Annotated in this window: 18 protein-coding genes; 3 read left to right on the top strand and 15 right to left on the bottom strand. The window is 63.0% G+C overall.

Translation table 11 applies throughout. The features are described 5' to 3' along the window. Positions 1–348 precede the first annotated feature (348 nt). The 3 genes from proS (at position 349) to ACFMO5_RS01060 (ending at position 3,931) form a co-directional block, all read left to right on the top strand. Positions 349–1,779 carry a proline--tRNA ligase gene (gene proS / locus ACFMO5_RS01070; protein ID WP_376790922.1) on the top strand — a complete coding sequence of 477 codons (1,431 nt, stop codon included), beginning with the start codon at positions 349–351 and terminating at the stop codon, positions 1,777–1,779. A gap of 83 nt (positions 1,780–1,862) precedes the next feature. Continuing rightward, entirely contained in the window at positions 1,863–2,966 is a 1,104-nt protein-coding gene (locus tag ACFMO5_RS01065; RefSeq protein WP_376790921.1) for a class II aldolase/adducin family protein, read from the top strand. A gap of 44 nt (positions 2,967–3,010) precedes the next feature. Continuing rightward, positions 3,011–3,931 carry a hypothetical protein gene (locus ACFMO5_RS01060; RefSeq protein WP_376790920.1) on the top strand — a complete coding sequence of 307 codons (921 nt, stop codon included), beginning with the start codon at positions 3,011–3,013 and terminating at the stop codon, positions 3,929–3,931. A gap of 164 nt (positions 3,932–4,095) precedes the next feature. On the opposite strand, the gene ptsP is transcribed toward ACFMO5_RS01060, so the two are convergent. The 15 genes from ptsP to ACFMO5_RS00985 all read right to left on the bottom strand — a co-directional run bounded on the left by ptsP (position 4,096) and on the right by ACFMO5_RS00985 (position 16,513). Further along, positions 4,096–5,802, bottom strand: a complete 1,707-nt coding sequence (gene ptsP / locus ACFMO5_RS01055) for a phosphoenolpyruvate--protein phosphotransferase (protein WP_376790919.1) — start codon at positions 5,800–5,802, stop codon at positions 4,096–4,098. Next, complete coding sequence (locus ACFMO5_RS01050; RefSeq protein ID WP_376790918.1) at positions 5,799–6,080, bottom strand: HPr family phosphocarrier protein; 282 nt, start codon at positions 6,078–6,080, stop codon at positions 5,799–5,801. Before ACFMO5_RS01050 ends, ptsP begins: the two co-directional genes overlap by 4 nt. Positions 6,081–6,280: 200 nt before the next feature. Continuing rightward, positions 6,281–6,688, bottom strand: a complete 408-nt coding sequence (gene dhaM, locus ACFMO5_RS01045; protein ID WP_376790917.1) for a dihydroxyacetone kinase phosphoryl donor subunit DhaM — start codon at positions 6,686–6,688, stop codon at positions 6,281–6,283. A 9-nt stretch (positions 6,689–6,697) separates the two neighbouring features. After that, entirely contained in the window at positions 6,698–7,252 is a 555-nt protein-coding gene (locus ACFMO5_RS01040; RefSeq protein ID WP_376790923.1) for a type 1 glutamine amidotransferase domain-containing protein, read from the bottom strand. A gap of 115 nt (positions 7,253–7,367) precedes the next feature. After that, entirely contained in the window at positions 7,368–8,012 is a 645-nt protein-coding gene (locus tag ACFMO5_RS01035; protein ID WP_376790916.1) for an rRNA adenine methyltransferase, read from the bottom strand. Beyond that, a complete protein-coding gene (locus ACFMO5_RS01030; protein ID WP_376790915.1) occupies positions 7,985–8,314 on the bottom strand; it encodes a hypothetical protein in 330 nt (109 codons plus the stop codon). Before ACFMO5_RS01030 ends, ACFMO5_RS01035 begins: the two co-directional genes overlap by 28 nt. Positions 8,315–8,356: 42 nt before the next feature. Further along, positions 8,357–8,746, bottom strand: a complete 390-nt coding sequence (gene sdhC, locus ACFMO5_RS01025) for a succinate dehydrogenase, cytochrome b556 subunit (protein WP_376790914.1) — start codon at positions 8,744–8,746, stop codon at positions 8,357–8,359. Then, positions 8,743–9,462: a succinate dehydrogenase/fumarate reductase iron-sulfur subunit gene (locus ACFMO5_RS01020; protein WP_376790913.1), complete on the bottom strand. Its 720-nt coding sequence runs from the start codon at positions 9,460–9,462 to the stop codon at positions 8,743–8,745. Before ACFMO5_RS01020 ends, sdhC begins: the two co-directional genes overlap by 4 nt. A gap of 62 nt (positions 9,463–9,524) precedes the next feature. Next, on the bottom strand, positions 9,525–10,688 hold the full coding sequence (locus ACFMO5_RS01015; RefSeq protein ID WP_376790912.1) for an FAD-dependent oxidoreductase: 1,164 nt from the start codon (positions 10,686–10,688) through the stop codon (positions 9,525–9,527). A 162-nt stretch (positions 10,689–10,850) separates the two neighbouring features. Then, a complete protein-coding gene (gene glpK, locus ACFMO5_RS01010) occupies positions 10,851–12,365 on the bottom strand; it encodes a glycerol kinase GlpK (RefSeq protein WP_376790911.1) in 1,515 nt (504 codons plus the stop codon). 67 nt (positions 12,366–12,432) lie between these two features. After that, positions 12,433–13,071, bottom strand: coding sequence for a dihydroxyacetone kinase subunit DhaL (gene dhaL / locus ACFMO5_RS01005; protein ID WP_376790910.1), 639 nt, complete (start codon positions 13,069–13,071; stop codon positions 12,433–12,435). Between the two features lie 90 nt (positions 13,072–13,161). Continuing rightward, complete coding sequence (gene dhaK / locus ACFMO5_RS01000) at positions 13,162–14,163, bottom strand: dihydroxyacetone kinase subunit DhaK (protein ID WP_376790909.1); 1,002 nt, start codon at positions 14,161–14,163, stop codon at positions 13,162–13,164. A 78-nt stretch (positions 14,164–14,241) separates the two neighbouring features. Further along, positions 14,242–14,949: an MIP/aquaporin family protein gene (locus ACFMO5_RS00995; RefSeq protein WP_376790908.1), complete on the bottom strand. Its 708-nt coding sequence runs from the start codon at positions 14,947–14,949 to the stop codon at positions 14,242–14,244. 499 nt (positions 14,950–15,448) lie between these two features. Beyond that, positions 15,449–16,111, bottom strand: coding sequence for a potassium channel family protein (locus ACFMO5_RS00990; RefSeq protein ID WP_376790907.1), 663 nt, complete (start codon positions 16,109–16,111; stop codon positions 15,449–15,451). Between the two features lie 3 nt (positions 16,112–16,114). Next, entirely contained in the window at positions 16,115–16,513 is a 399-nt protein-coding gene (locus ACFMO5_RS00985) for a potassium channel family protein (RefSeq protein WP_376790906.1), read from the bottom strand. Between the last annotated feature and the right edge of the window lie 82 nt (positions 16,514–16,595).

The raw sequence follows: 16,595 nt of genomic DNA, 5'->3' as shown, positions 1-16,595 counted from the left end.
CGCGCGGCTTTGCCGCGCGGGGAGGGGGAAGGGGGGATGGGGCGATTCCCCTGACCGCATAGCCCTCTTGAATGTTGGACATAGGGTGCTACCCACGACTGCCCCCTACAAAGCTGGGGCATACCCTGTGGGTCGAGACGCGCTTGAAAAGGCCTTCAAGGGTGATTACAATAGCTTTCACGAGCAGCAGTTGCGCCGTCGGTCTCTTCTTACAAAGCGGGGCAGATGCCAAAGCGCCCGACAACCAACAAGGCCCGTTAAGCCTGGATAGGGAAAGGAGTTGAGGGAGAAGCTTCTCGCCCAACAAACCCTCAACAATTCATCTGGGGATAGGTGGGAGGCTGGACGATGGCTCGAATCACGCCTCGCCATGAGGATTACAGTCAATGGTATCTGGATGTCATCCGGGAGGCTGAGCTGGCGGATTACGCTCCGGTGCGAGGATGCATTGTCTTCCGACCTTACGGCTACGCGATCTGGGAGAACATCCAGGCGGCCGTGGATCGACGGTTCAAAGCCCACGGCTATCGGAACGCCTATTTCCCGATTTTCATCCCCTACTCATTCATCCAAAAAGAGAAAGAGCACGTGAGCGGCTTCTCACCGGAATTGGCCGTGGTCACCATCGGAGGCGGGGAGACGCTGGAAGAGCCTCTGGTGGTGCGACCGACCTCTGAAACCATCATCGGTTACATGTATGCCCAGTGGATCCAGTCCTATCGGGATCTTCCGTTGCGTATTAACCAGTGGTGCAATGTGGTGCGCTGGGAAAAGCGGACCCGGCCTTTCCTGCGGACCTTGGAGTTCCTCTGGCAGGAAGCCCACTCGGTCTTCGCTACTTATGAGGAGGCGGAAGAGGAAGCTTTGCAGGTGTTAGATCTCTATACAGATTTTGCGGTGGAGGATGCCGCTATTCCGGTGATCCAGGGCCGCAAAAGCGAATCGGAGAAGTTCGCTGGTGCGCTACGCAGCTATACCATCGAGGCCATGATGGGGGATGGCCGCGCGTTGCAATCCGCCACCTCCCATAATCTGGGCCAGAACTTCTCACGGGCCTTCGAGATCCGCTTCCTTGACGCCCAAAATCAAATGCAATACGCATGGACCACGTCCCATGGCCTCTCCACGCGGATGGTGGGCGCTGTGATCATGGTGCACGGGGACGACCACGGGTTGATCCTCCCACCCCGCCTGGCGCCCATCCAGGTCATTGTGGTGCCTATCTGGAAGAGCGATGAGGAACGCTCTCAGGTGTTGGAGGCGTGTGAGCAGGTGCGACGGATGCTGGAACCGGAGATCCGGGTGGCGGTGGATGCGCGAGAGGAATACACGCCAGGCTGGAAATTCAACGAATGGGAGCTGCGTGGGGTGCCGCTGCGGATCGAAATCGGCCCGCGGGATGTGGCAGAGCGCCAGGTGGTGTTAGCCCGCCGGGACCAACCGGGGGCTTCCCGGAAGCGAGCGGTTCCCATCGATGGCCTCCTGGGCGCGGTGCAGGAAACCCTGAGCACGATTCAGGCGGATCTTTATCAACGGGCCCTAGCCTTCCATAAGGCCCACACCCACTACCCAGAGACCTACGACCAGCTCCGGGAGGCAGTGGCCGATGGGTTCGCCTGGGCATGGTGGTGCGGAAGCCCCGAGTGCGAGGCGAAAATCAAGGCGGACACCACAGCGACCAATCGATGCATCCCGCTGGAGCAGCCGGGTGGTCAAGGCCGGTGCATCGTCTGCGGGGAGCCAGCGGCCGAAATGGCCGTATTCGCGCGCGCATACTGAGCGTTTCGGGGGCAATGGGGCCGTCTTCAGCGGCTTCATTCCCCTGAGCTCTCGTGATTCATCCCTGAGGCATGGAGGGCGAGATGGACTTTGTGATCGTTGGACAGGCGGCCACACCAGGGTTGCAATGGTTCCGACAGGGGCTGTGGCAGACCCTGCGGGCCCATGGGCACACCTTCCTGGAGGAACCGACCCGGGATGTCCGCCTGGTCCTCAACTTCACCGATCCCTCTCGTCCGCGCCCCTTCCGACGCAAATCCCAGGGCACATTTGTCGCTTCGATCGTGGAGCTTCCGCAGCCCCCCATGGATTTCCTGAAGACCTGCTATCCGATTCTCGTTCGCGCCCTTTCCAACCTCCTCATCGTCCTCATCCCGGGGCCTTCGGTTGCAGCCACCAATGGAGTCCGGTGGGAAGCGCACTTCGTGACCTTGGAGCTGGGCCATTATTCGGAGGTATGCCAAGAGGACGAACAGGATTTCTTCGAGCGGGTCTACCGGCGGCTGGCCCCGCTGGCCCAGGCCCGCCTGGTGATCAATAATGAGTTCCATCCGGATCTGCCTCCAGAGCTCTGGAACGGGAACGAGCGGACCGAAAGATTAAAGGAGGCGGGCCGCTTCCTGGCCTCCCTGAACTTGCTGCCCGCGCCGTTCCCCCTGGAGGAGATCCTCCCCCCCCGGGATTTCCAGCACGTTAAGCGGCTGTACGGGCTGGGCGGCTTGAGCTACGGCAACCTCAGCGTGCGGGAGGATGCTGAGCGGTTCTGGATGAGCGCCAGCGGGGTTGACAAGGGGAACTTGCAAGTGATCGGCCGGGACATCCTTCTGGTGAAAGGCTACGACGTCAAACGCAATGTGATCCTCCTCAGCGTCCCACCCCACGTCGAGCCCCGCCGTGTCTCGGTGGATGCCATCGAGCACTGGATGATCTACCGGGAGCACCCGCAAGTGGGGGCGATCATTCACGTCCACGCCTGGATGGAAGGTATCCCGGTGACCACGGTCAACTATCCGTGCGGGACGTGGGAGCTCGCCGCTGAAGTTGCAGAACTGGTGCGTCAGGCCCCCGATCCAGCGCGGGCGGTGATCGGATTGCGCAACCATGGGATCACCGTGACCGGTCGGGATTTAGATGATATTATGGATCGCCTGCGAGGCCGGGTGATCCCCCAGGTCCCAATGGAATAGCGATCAACGACCTGACGGAAAGCCCTGTTCTTCAGAGCGCCGGGATGAACAGAGCGCCTCAGTTTTACATGTATGCGACCTTTGGAGCCCTGCTCCTTGCACTGGGGTTCCCTCAAGGATGGCCCGCCCAGGGAACGGGGGAGCGACTCTTCCCGGAAACCGGCCATGCCGTCAGAGAGCCTTTCCTGGAGTTCTTCGAGGCCCATGGAGGCGTGAGCTTCCTCGGGTATCCGATTACCCCCATGATTGCGGAACCCCCTTACCAGGTTCAGTGTTTTCAGTACGCATGCCTGCGCTGGGATCCCCTGATGCCTCCTGAACAGGCAGTGGAGCTGCTCTCCATCGCCGAGGCCATGGGGTTGGGAAGCCCGCCGATCCCACCGCCTCACATCCCCCTGGGCCGGCCGTTCCGCCGGTATATCTCTGAGACCGGCCACACGGTCAGTGCGATGTTCCTTGCCTTCTGGTTGCGCCACGGCGGCGCGAACATCATGGGCAATCCGATCACGGAACCCTATCTCGAAAACGGGCGCATTGTTCAAGTCTTCCAGCGGATAAAAATCATGTGGGATCCGGTTGGACAGACCGTGCGGCCGGTGAATTTAGGAGAATCTTATGCGCGGATGCGGGGCTTGAACCCACGGATTCCAGCCCGGATGATCGAGCCCCTACCTGCCCTCCGGGTCCAGATCGCTCTGCGACGCCCGGTTCTGGCAGCTGGAGATTTGCAGGGGATCGTGGTCTTTGTGATGGATGAGGAGGGCCGCCCGGTCGCTCGGGCTCGGGTGCGCGTCGAGGTCCCTGGGCACGATCCATTGCTTCTGGAAACCGATGATACCGGAAGGGCGGAAGGGGTGTTCATCGCAGGGGCGTTCCCCAGGGGGTCGCTGGTGGAAATCCGGATCCTCGCTTCGGATGGCATCCGCCAGGCGGAAGGGTTTGCATCCTTCCGGATTTGGCGTTAGAGCGGTGAAGGGGCAGATGGTCTCTCCTCTCTCCCCGCGGCCGAAAACTGCCGGAAGGGAGGAAAAATCCCGCGGGCGAGGGGCTGTTTGTAGTCGGGTGCTTGAGCGCCCGTTTTGGGCAGCCTCTCCTCAACCTCCGAAGACGCCAAGGCCTATAAAGCCTCTCATATTGAAAATGCAACAAGCTGACGCACGGCCGCGGCATCCTCCTGACGGAGCGCTGCCTCTCCCAATGCCCGGGCCTCCGCCATGGACCAGCGCCGGATCGCCGCCTTGACCTCCGGCACCCGCACAGGGTTCACGCTCAGCTCACGCACTCCCAGCCCGATCAAGATCGGCACCGCCTGGAGATCCCCAGCCAGCTCGCCGCAAACCCCTACCCACTTCCCGGTTCCCTCGACCGTCGCGGTCACGTGACGGATCAGACGCAGCACGGCCGGATGCAGTCCGTCCGCCATCCCAGCCACCGCAGGGTTTGTCCGATCTGCAGCCAACGTATATTGAGACAGGTCATTCGTCCCAATGCTGAAGAAATCCACCCACGGCAAGAAATGCTCGGCCAGCAGCGCCGCCCCCGGCACCTCGACCATCATCCCCACTTGTAGATCCTGGGGTAACGGGTGTCCCTCCACCGCGAGGGCGGAGCGCACTTCTTCGAAGAATTCGCGAAGCCAGCGGATCTCCTCCACCGTGCTCACCATCGGAAACATGATCCGTAGTGGGAACCCGGCGCCGGCCCGCAGCAGGGCCCGAAGCTGCTGGCGCAGCAGTTCGGGATGTCGTCGCGAGAGCCGCACGCCTCGCACCCCCAGAAATGGATTCGCTTCCGGAGGCATCGGGAGGTAGGGTAAGGGCTTATCACCGCCGACGTCCAAGGTGCGCACCACCACCGGTTTCCCCCCCATCGCCTCCAGGAGCGCCCGGTAGACCGCGACCTCCTCCTCCTCCGCGGGCGCCGTGGTCCGCTCCAAGTAAAGGAACTCCGTGCGCAACAGGCCGATGCTGTCGGCCCCCTTCTGGAAGGCCTCCTGCGCATCCTCCAGGCTCCCCACATTGGCCGCCACCTCAATCCGCACCCCATCCAGGGTTTGGGCCGGCTCGTGGGCCGCGGCCTCCGCTTGCGCTCGCTCGCGCAGCCACAGAACGCGCCGGGCCTGGGCTTGCTGCACCGCCTCCGGTTCCGGCTCCACCTCAATCCATCCCGCCCCGCCGTCCACCACCACTAACATGCCGTCGGAAACGATCCGGAGCTCCTCACCCACAGCGACCACCGCCGGGACCCCCAGGCGACGCGCTAGGATCGCCGCGTGGGCCGTAGGCCCACCCCCTTCGGTGACAAAAGCCAGAACCCGCTGGGGGTCCAGGCTGACGGTTTCCGAGGGCAACAGGTCATCGGCCACCACGATGACCGGATGCTCCGGCATCGGGGAGGCTTCTGAACCGCCGATCAGATGGCGCAACACCCGGTTTCCTACGTCCCGCACATCGGCGGCGCGAGCCTGGAAGTAGGGATCGGGCAACGCCGATAATTGGGCCGCGAAGGCCTCCACCGCTTTCGCCCATGCCGCTTCCGCGGAGGCCCCTGCAGCGAGCTCCGCCTCAACCCGAGCCATCAGCTCGGGGTCCTGGAGCATCAACTCCTGAGCCTCGAAAATGGCCAACTCCTCCGGAGGCAAGCGGCCCTTTTGAGTCTCCCGCAACGCTGCCAGCTCCGCCGCGGCTTGCTTCTGAGCAGCCTGTAATCGAGCCCGCTCGCTCTCCGGATCCCCTCCCTGCATCCGCACGGCGTCGAGGGTGGCCCGCCGGAACCACCAAGCCTGGCCCAGCGCCACCCCCGGGGAGGCTGGAAGGCCACGCAAGCGACGGCTCATCCTCCATCCTCTCCGAAGCGGGATTCGACCAGGGCTTTTAGCGTGGCAATGGCATCCTCTTCGTCTGGCCCCTCCGCCGAGATCTCAATGATATGGCCATGCTCAGCCCCCAGCGTGAGCACCGCCAGGATCGCTTTGGCGTTCACCGCCGGCGTCCCGCGGGTGATGTTGCGCACCGTGATATTTGAACGAAACCGGGCAGCCGTCTGCACAAAGAGCGCTGCCGGCCGGGCGTGCAAGCCTACCGCGTTCGTTAAGGTCAAAGCAACCTGCTGCATCCTTTCCACCTCATACAAGAGATCAGAGCAAGCCGTTGGGCCCGGCTGGATCGACGCTTCGCGATGCAATACGAGCTTAACGGCAGCCTCGCCCCCGGTCATCGCTCCAGGAGGGCGAGCCTCACAATCCGCCAACTCAGGGGAAAGCTCAGCCAAAGCCTTGCCCGCCAGAGGTCGACCCTCCCAGGGGTCTTCCCCCCTCATCCCCCCTGAGGCACTTTCGGCATCCGGCAAGCTTCAACTGCTGAAGCTTCGATCTCAGCCACCGTCTTCCCGATTGAAGCCTCCACCGCGGCAACGATCGCGCCCTCCACCAGAGGCGCTTGGCTGAGAAGGACCCGGGAGCGAGCCTCTGGCGGGAGCATCTCGATCGCCATCTGGGCTCCCATCACGGCGCTGCCCAGATCCATCAAAACCAGAACCTCGTCCGCCTGGACAAGGGCGACCTCCAAGGCCTCCCGGATCCGGTCCACATTGGTGCCCAGGGTATGCTCGTCTAAGCCGCCGGCGGCCAAGATCGGAACTCGGCCTCGAACCATCTGCTCGGCCAGCTCCTTCACTCCCTCCGCCAGTTTGGCGCTATGAGCCACGATCACCAGCGCAACCATAACGACCTCTCAGCGGGGGGCTGAAGCCTGCGGGGCCGGCTCGCCGACCAGGGCCGCCACCAGCTCCCGACAGAACGCCGGGATATCCGGAACCACCCGGCCCCAGACCAGGTTTCCATCCCGGAAGGCCGGTTCATCCACCCAAATCGCCCCGGCGTTGATCAAATCGTCTTTGATCCCCAGGCTCCCGGTCGCCCGATGCCCCCGCACGATACCCGCCGAGATTCCCACCTGGCCGCCGTGGCAGATCATCGCCACGATCTTGCCCTGCCGGTAAGCCTCGCGGACCAAACGGAGGACCGCTTCGTAGCGGCGTAGCTTGTCCGGCGCCCAGCCGCCTGGGACCACCACCGCATCGAAATCCGTGGCGGAGACCTGATCGGCCGCCACATCCGCTTTCGCAGCGAGCCCTCCGCTCTTGCTGCGAACGATCTTCCCGGCCTCCAGGCCCACCACGGTCACCGAAGCCCCTTCTTCCTGAAGGCGCATCAAGGGGACCCAGAACTCTAGGTCCTCAAATCCTTCCTCCACTAGGATCGCCACCTTCTTGCCGCTCAACCGCATCATGGCTCCACCTCATCCAGGGTATAACGGGGACACCTTTGATTTGGATAAACAGACAGCTCGACGGCTCGACCGGGCTCTTCCCTCGTGGGGGCAAACTTCTCCCCTTTTTACTTTACATGAACCCCCTCTCGGATCCCTCGGAGGCCAGTTGACACGCCGGGCACGTCTCCACCTCCCACACTTGCTCCAGAACAGCGGCATCGATGCGTTCAGGGGAACCCTCTCGGAAGCCCACTGCCCCGCACCGACAAGCATACCAACCCAACGGGATCTCCTCAAAAGAGAAGGCGCGGGTCAGATCCACCTGCTCCACCCCCATCCGCCAGCGGGCGTTGGTGAACAGCCGACGACAACCTACCGCGCGGAGCTTGTGGATATAGAGAGGGAAGGTGGCACAATGTCGCATCAGGAGGACAGCACTCTCTACCGGGGGGAAAGGCCAGGTCCGAGCATCTGCCCAGACCACGACCATTTGTCCCTCGTAGAGCACAAGGGGCTGCTCCCAGCGCAGCACCCCGGGGTGGATCCCCAAGGCCTGCAGACCCCTAACCAGCACAGCCCACTGGCGCTCCACCGCAATGACCTGGCACCCTCGCTCCGCCATGCGCAACGCAAACGACAGATCCCCTGCTCCAATGTCGAGCACCCGCTCTCCCTGCCGAAGCCGGACTAGGATCCAGTCGTAGATCTCCTCCTCATAAGGAGCCCACAGGGTCTCCCAGTTACAGGTTATGCTCCCTTCGATCGAATCCACCACGAGAGCCATACCCCATAGCCGATGATCACAACGCCCAGTAAGGTCAAGGCCCGCTTCAGCCAGCGATCCGCCGCCGGCCGGATCCCCAGATCCAAGAGGATCGCCCGCACCCCCATCAGCGCATGGGCGGTGACTACAATGAGGAAAACGATCTCCCAGACGAAAACAGCGGGGTGGGAAAGGTAAGCCACCACATCCCAATAGGTGCGCAGCCCGCCTTCAACCACGAAATGGTTGAAGACCATATGAAGCGTTAACAGGACCAACAGGAGCAATCCGGTGACGGCCTGCCAGATCCACATCGGTGTCTCGAGCTCCTATACGAAGAGTTCGGTTTACACCTCTTAGCCGGTGATGGCGAAAATCGCATAGACCGCAATGCCGGTGATCAGAAGGGTCATCGCCATCACCCCCCAGAAGAGCCGGGCCTGCTGTGACACGCCGATCCCCAGGCCCAGCAAGGTCACACGAATCCCGTTCAACGCATGGTAAAGGAGGCCGAGAATCAGCAGGCCATCCAGCGCCAGGAAAAAGGGGGACCTCGCGAGGGCGATGAACGCGTCCCAGGCCTCCGGCCCTTGGATCAGCAGGCGCAGCACGTAAAGATGGATGAACAGATAGATCGTCAGGCCGATACCCGTCAGGCGCATGAGCACGAAGGCCAGCCCACCCTCCCGGCGCCCCCGCAGATCGATCCAGCCCGTCACCCGCTTCCAGCGCGGCGTTTCTTTCATCGCCCACCTCCGAACCAGCGGCGAAGCTTCTCCGCAATCAATCGGCGGCGCAAGCGTCCGATCGCGGAGGCCGGATCCACATTCGACGGACAAACCGCCGTGCACTCCATTGCGGAGTGACAACGCCAGGCCCCATGCGGATCGTCCGCCAACGTGAGGAGCCGAGCGGTGTCCTTACCGCGGGGCTCCGCCAACATCCGCTCGATAGCAGCTAAGGTGGCCGGTCCCAAGTAGGCATCATCGGCCGCCATCACCGGGCACGCCGAGAGGCACAACCCACATTCGATGCAATCCTCGAAACGGGTCCCCTGCTCCACCCCCTCAGGCAACGGCCGATCCGTCGTGAGTTCATCGCGACGGATAATGAGAAAACCCACCTCCGCCATCCGCCGCATCATCGGCGAAACATCCACTAAAAGATCCCCCAGCCAAGGGAAATGCCGCAACGGCTCCACCTGGATCGGCTGGTCCGGGGAGAACTCTCGGAGCGGGGTGATGCACATCAGACGTTCCCGTCCATTGACCCGGACCCCGCATGCGCCGCAGGAAGCATGGTGGCAAGCATGTCGAAAGAGCAGGCTGCGATCCTGCTCAGCCCAGACTTTCTCGATTGCATCGATCAGGTAAACCTCCCATGGGAGCTCCACCCGATAAAGCTCCAGGCGAGGCGAACCCCCAGGGCGTCCTCGCAGCAGACGCAGCTGCCATGTGGGCATCCGCGAGTTCCTCCTCCATCGTCATCGTTGTCGTACCCGTAGCCCGCCAGCCCATCTCATGCCTATCCCGCGAAGAACGCCCGATAGGAAAGCAAGGGCACCTCACGGGTCCGGCATGGGATCTCCAGCCCCAGCTTGGCACACACCACATCCACCGCCTTCTCCGCCATCGCCCGCGCCGTGGTCATCTTCCCTCCGGTGATGGTGACCAGACCCTCCACCCCATCCACCGCATGATCGAAGCACTCGAAGGTCCGGGAAAGCTCCCGTCCATCGGCGGCGACCCCGCGCCGCCCCACCAGGGGCCGGGCGACGGCGAAGATCCCCCGAATCCCTCCCCGGGTGTAGCCCGGGATAAACCGTTCGGCCCGGTCTAACAGCAGACGGACGTGGTCCTCCGGGATCGGGATGAAATCCGGGTCCTCCACCCGCCATGAGGTGGTTCCGATAATCGCTGTGCGTCGCTGGGGGACGATGATATCGCCGTCCCCAGGCATATTCAGACGGTTGAGGACCATTCGATTCCACCGACGGCCCACCGAGATCATGACCCCGGCAGTGGGAATGACCGGGACATCGACTCCCGCCATGGCCGCGATCTTGCCGGACCATGGGCCTGCGGCGTTTATCACGATATCCCCTCCGATAACCCGTTCCTCCCCCGTTCGACGATCCCGCACTCGGACCCCCGCGACCGTCCGACCCTGAAAGACAAAGTCCACCACCTCGGTGTAGGTCAGGACCGTCGCGCCGTTCTGCTTGGCAGTGGCTAGGAAGGAGAGGCAGAACCGGAAAGGCTCGAAGACCCCATCCGGGACCTGGACGGCGGCCAGGATGTTTGGGTTCAGATGGGGCTCCATGGCCAGGGCCTGCTTCACAGGGATCTCCCGGGCCGGGATCCCACATTCCTCGCAGGCGGCCAAGAACCGCTCCTTGAATGACAGGTCCTGCTCGTCCAAAGCCACGAACAAGCCGTCGTTCAACTCCAGGGCCTCGGGCATGATGCGCCGCAGGATCATGTTTTCCTCGATGCACTCCCGGGCAGACTCCGGATCTCGCATGGCGTAGCGCCCCCCGGAGTGCAGCAGGCAATGGTTCCGCCCCGAGGTCCCCGAGGCCACCTCGCCCCGCTCCACCACGGTCACCCGGAAGCCTCGAAGGGCGAGATCATGGGCGGTCGCCGCCCCCGTCGATCCTGCTCCGATCACAATGACGGAATAAGTCATTTCAGAAACCTTTCCTCAAAGTAAGGCATCTTTCTTCTGGAGGATCATCGGGGCGGGTCCACAAGCCCGCCCCGATGATCCTGAAAGGGGGGGCGGGCCCGCTTGCTCCGCGCCAATATCGGTCCACCCCCCGCGTATCCGTGGACACCAACCATCGCCCGCTCAGAACTCCACCCAGCCGAAGCTTCGCTCCACCGCCTTCTTCCACCCGGCGTAGAGCTTCTCGCGGGTCTCCGGATCCATCTTCGGCAGCCAGCGCTTGTCCTCCTTCCAGTACTGGCGGATTTGCTCCGGCCCGCTCCAGAAGCCCACTGCCATCCCGGCGGCGTAGGCTGCGCCCAGAGAGGTCGTCTCCGCGATCACCGGCCGGACCACGGGCACGCCCAAGATGTCGGCCTGGAATTGCATCAACAGCTCGTTGTACACCATCCCGCCGTCCACCCGCAGCTCCGCCAGCCGGATCCCGGAGTCCGCATACATGGCGTCGAAGACGTCCCGGGTCTGGTAGGCGGTGGCCTCCAGGACGGCGCGGGCGAGATGCCCCTTGTTGATATAGCGGGTGAGGCCCACGATCACCCCTCGGGCGTCCAGCCGCCAGTAAGGCGCGAAAGCCCCGGAGAAGAAGGGCACGAAGTAAATACCGCCGCTATCCTCCACGGTACGGGCCAGGTCCTCGATCTCCGCCGAGCGGGAGATCAGGCCCAGGTTGTCCCGCATCCACTGAACCAGGGCGCCTGTGATGGCAATGGAGCCTTCCAGGGCGTAGATGCATGGGCCCTTCCCGAATTGATACGCCACGGTGGTCAGCAGGCCGCTCTTGGAGGGGACGATGTTGGTGCCCGTGTTGAGGAGGAGGAAGCAGCCAGTGCCATAGGTGTTCTTGGCCATCCCCACTTCCAACCCGGCCTGCCCCACCAGGGCCGCCTGCTGGTCCCCCAGGTCACCGCACACCGGCACCTCAGCGCCCAAGGGCCCGCTCTTTGAGGTCTTGCCGTAGAGCTCGGGATCCGAGGAGGGCCGGATCTGCGGCAGCATCTGGCGCGGGATGCGGTGGATCTTCAGGATCTCATCGTCCCAGTCCAGGGTGCGCAGGTTCATCAGCATCGTGCGGCTGGCGTTGGAGACGTCCGTGACATGGGCGCCCCCATCGGGCCCGCCGGTCAGCCACCAGATCAACCAGGTGTCGATGTTGCCGAAGAGGGCCTCGCCTTTCTCCGCATCCTCCCGCACCCCAGGGACGTTATCCAAGATCCACTGGAGCTTGGGACCGGAGAAATAGGTGGCGATGGGGAGGCCGGTCTTCTCCCGATACATCGGCGTATAGCCCTCCCGATCCAGCTGAGCGCAGATCGGGGCGGTGCGGGTATCCTGCCACACGATGGCGTTGTAGTAAGGCTTGCCCGTCCGCTTATTCCACACAATGGTGGTCTCCCGCTGGTTGGTCACCCCGATGGCCACGATATCCGCCCCGCTGACCCCGGCCTTGGCCAATGCGTTCTTCACGACTTCCTGGGTCCGCTCCCAGATCTCCATCGGGTTGTGTTCCACCCAGCCGGGCTGCGGATAGATCTGCTCGTGCTCTTTGTAGTCCGAGGCGACCACATTGCTCTCGTGGTCGAAAATGATCGCCCGGGTGCCGGTGGTCCCCTGATCGATCGCCATCACATACTTCGCCATGGTGACACCTCCCTTTCGTGGGCGAGTTGGTTTCTTGCCTTTTCGCACCGTCATTCCCAATCTCCTCTCAAGTTGCGTTGGCCCAAACGTCGGCCGCGGCCTTCAGGATGAGGTAAGACGAGGTCGCCCCCGGGTCCTGATGGCCGGCCGAGCGCTCGCCCAGGTAACTGGCCCTTCCCTTGCGGGCCACCATTGGAATGGTGGCCTTCATCCCCTGCTCTGCCGCCTCGGCCATCCGCTGGAGCGCTTTCCCGAAGGGGGTGCTGTTTCGGATCGCCTCCTTGAAGGCCTCCAAGGCCGGCAACAAGGTATCGACCATCGTTTTGTCGCCCGGGCGGGCCTGGCCGCGGGCGATCACCCCGTTGATCCCAGCCTCCAGGGCCTCCGCCCAATCCTCAGGGGTGAGCATGAGCTTGTTCGCCGTCTTCACCCCCATCTGCAGGAAGAAGGTGCCATAGAGCGGCCCGCCGGCGCCGCCCACCGTCGCCACCAGGGTCATCCCCAGGGTCTTGAGGATCGTCCCGATGTCCTTATCGGCAACGGACGGGAGCTTGGCCTTAAACGCTTTAAAGCCCCGATCCATATTCACGCCGTGATCTGCGTCACCGATGGCCGCATCCAACTGGGTCAGATACTCCCGGTTTTCCTCCAGCACGACCATGCATCGTTCCAGCCAGGCCACCACATCATCCCGCATCACCGGCATTGCTCGGACACCTCCGTTGAGCTGAGATGTTCAGAAATGGAAGGGATCAGGAAGGCGGTCCCCCCTGCTCTCGCCATCACCGTCCGAAGATCACATCCCCCAGCGCAGGGCAGGGGTCTTCACCGGGTGATCCCATAGCTCCAGCATCTCGTCATCCGCCCGGAGCAATGTGATAGAGGTCCCTGCCATCTCCAGGGAGGTAATATATGCCCCGATCAGATTGCGGACGATCCGAACGCCCGCCTTCTCGCAGAGTTCGGCCACCTTGCGGTAAACGATATAAAGCTCGCTCAGCGGGGTCCCGCCCATCGAATTGACCATACAGATCACCCGATCGCCTGCCTTGAAGGGAAGGTCATTGAGGATCGGCTCCATCAGGCGCTCCACGATCTCATCGGCCTTCTTCAGGGGCTCCCGATAGCGGCCGGGCTCGCCGTGGATGCCGATGCCGATCTCCATCTCATCCTCGCCCAGCTCGAAGGTCGGCTTGCCCACGTGGGGGACCGTGCACGAGGTCAGGGCCATGCCCATGCTGCGCCCGTTCTCCGCCACGCGGCGGCCCAGGGCGGCCAGGCGCTTGAGATCGTAGCCTCGCTCGGCGGCGGCCCCTAAGATCTTCTCCGCCAGCACCGTGGTGCCCGTCCCCCGGCGGCCCTGGGAGTAGAGGCTGCTTTCGACCGCCACATCGTCGGCGATCAGCACGCTCTCCACCTCAAATCCTTCGCCCCGGAGGAGATCCGCCGCCATATCGAAGTTCATCACGTCCCCCGCATAGTTCTTCACGATCATCAGGATCCCCGCCCCGCCGTGAACCATCTTAGCCGCCTCATACATCTGGTCGGGGGTGGGGGAGGTGAACACCGCCCCGGGGCAGGCGGCGTCCAGCATCCCATAGCCGACAAAGCCCACATGCATCGGCTCGTGGCCGCTGCCCCCGCCGGAGATCACCGCCACCTTGCCCGGGCGAGGCGCGTCCGCCCGGTAGACGAAGTTCGGGTTGAAGTGCACCTTGATGAGATCCGGGTGAGCCTTAGCCATCCCCTCCAGAGATTCGGGAACCACATTCGCCGGATCATTGATTAATTTCTTCATGGCAACCTCCCGCGAGTTCAGGCGAAGAGCCCTGGTGGAGGGAGGGGGTTGTCCCTCCCTCCACCAGGGTGCCGATTTTCACATCCCCAGCACAACGAACAGGAAAGCGCCTAACAAGCCGCCCACGATGGGGCCCACCACCGGGACCCAGGCGTAGGCCCAATCCGAATCGCCCTTGCCGGGGATGGGCAACACAGCGTGGGCGATCCGCGGCCCCAGATCACGGGCGGGGTTGATGGCGTAGCCCGTGGGCCCGCCCAGGGAGAGACCGATGGACCACACCAGGAAGCCGACGAGCAATGGGACCCATCCAGCGGGAAGATTGTTCGCGACAATGGCCAGCACGCCGAAGACCAGCATGAAGGTGCCGATGACCTCGGTGATGAAGTTCAGCAGATAGTTGCGGATGTTCGGGGCCGTGCAGAACACCGCGCGTTTCAGATCCGGATCGGGGGTCTCCGCCCAGTGGGGATAATAGGCCAACCATACCAACACGGCCCCAATGAAGGCCCCGATGAATTGCCCGACGATGTAGAGAGGAACATCCGCCCAGGGGAACCTACCTGTAGCGGCGAGGGCGATGGTCACGGCCGGGTTGATGTGGGCGCCGCTGATGCGCCCCACCGCATACACGGCCATGGCCACCGCCATAGCCCATCCCGTGGTGATCACAATCCACCCGGAGGCCTGGCCCTTGGTCTTGCCCAGGACCACATTGGCCACCACGCCGTCGCCCAGCAGGATCAGGATCATCGTGCCGATGATTTCCGCCACCCAGGGTGCCATGGCTGAGCTCCTTTCGATCCGTGAGGGTTTCGATTGATACCCACACTGATCCTACCCGGCAGGACGACCCATCCGTCCGCGCTTCCCCTCACCGTTCGGGCTCCGGAAAGCTCTACGCCCCATCCACCTCCTTTCGGTAGAATTGTGGAAGCACAAGTCCAACTTCCATTTTGTCCAAAAGCGCCCACCCAGGCAAGCGTTCGCCCAATTTTGTTTCAAAATGAAACGAATATCCCTCAAAGTAGTTTCATTTTGAAACAAATTTCGGAGCATAGGGGGTCTACGGATTCTAACCGCTCCGTGCGCCGTGGGGGGCGTCTCGGCGGGGATTACGCCGTTCGGAGCCCGTGAGAGGGGAAGGGGAAAGGCCCCACCAGGAAACCACCGGCACACGAACGAAAGGGGCAGCCACCACAAGCGGCTGCCCCTTTCGTTCGTGTGCGCCTCGCTTCCGCCGCTGCGCGGTGGATGATTCGATCGGGCGATAAGCCCGCGACCCTTATGTTCCCAGCAACAAACGCCGCAACACCGGTTCGCTCTGAGGGGTGGTGATGGCCAAGATCTCATCCTCCGCCCGGAGGATGGTTTCCCCCGAAGGGATGAAGGTTTGATCCCCCCGCACCACCATCACCACCAGGGCATCCGCTGGGATCCCCAACTCCCGCAGGGCCCGTCCATCCGCTGGCGCCCCTGGGGCGACCTTCCCCTCCACCAGCTGGATACCCCCCCGGCGCAGGGCCAGCAGATGCACCAGGGAGCGCAGAGGTAGAGCCCGCTCAATCTGGGCCTGGATGATCTCGGTAGTGGAAACCGTCACGTCGATCCCCAGGCGGGCGAAGATCTCCGCGTTGCGCGGGTTATTGATACGGGCGATGGTGCGGGGAACGTTAAACTTGCGCTTGGCCAACAAACAGACCACCAGGTTGTCTTCATCATCACCGGTGACCGCGATCACCGCGTCGGCCCGGTTCATCCCCACCTGGGCGAAGGTGCTGGAATCACAGCCATCGCCCACCCAGACGTGATCCGCCCCCAGCTCATCGATCAGGAAGGCGGCGCGACGAGGGTTCTTCTCAATGAGGAGAACCTCATGGCCCTCGTTCAGCAGGGACTTGCTCAGGTAGTAGCCGACCTTGCCGCCACCAACGATGATCAGATACATCGGTCACTCCTCCAAGCATCGGCGAATGGCCTCAGCAGCCAAAGCCGTCGGCGAGATCGTCGTCAGCCCCAGCTCCTGGAAGATCTCCGCCCGCAGGGGATCGTTCAGCCGGGTGATCACCTGACGAACCCCAAAGATCTCCCGCGCGACCTCCGCGGCCATGATGTTCGTGTTGTCGTAACCGGTGACCGCAATGAAGACATCCGCCTGCTCAATGCCCGCACGGCGCAACACCTCAGAATCGATCCCCATCCCAACCACTGTTTCCCCCGGAAAATCCGGCCCCAACCCTTCGAAGGCCTCCCGTTCGCGATCGATCACGACGACGTGATGCCCCTCCTGCGTCAGCCGACGGGCGAGGTAGGCGCCCAGCCGGCCACAACCCAGGATCACAATGCGCATGGCCCGCACTCCTTTTCAATGAATTAACTTAAAATCAGGTAGCTTCCTAGGGATCTTTGGGGGCTGGGGGCCGCCGAAGGCG

The sequence above is a fragment of the Thermoflexus sp. genome, assembly GCF_042408365.1.
In the GTDB taxonomy this organism is placed as follows: domain Bacteria; phylum Chloroflexota; class Anaerolineae; order Thermoflexales; family Thermoflexaceae; genus Thermoflexus.
Note: the sequence above shows the minus strand (reverse complement) of the source record. Positions and strands in the feature narration are given on the sequence as shown.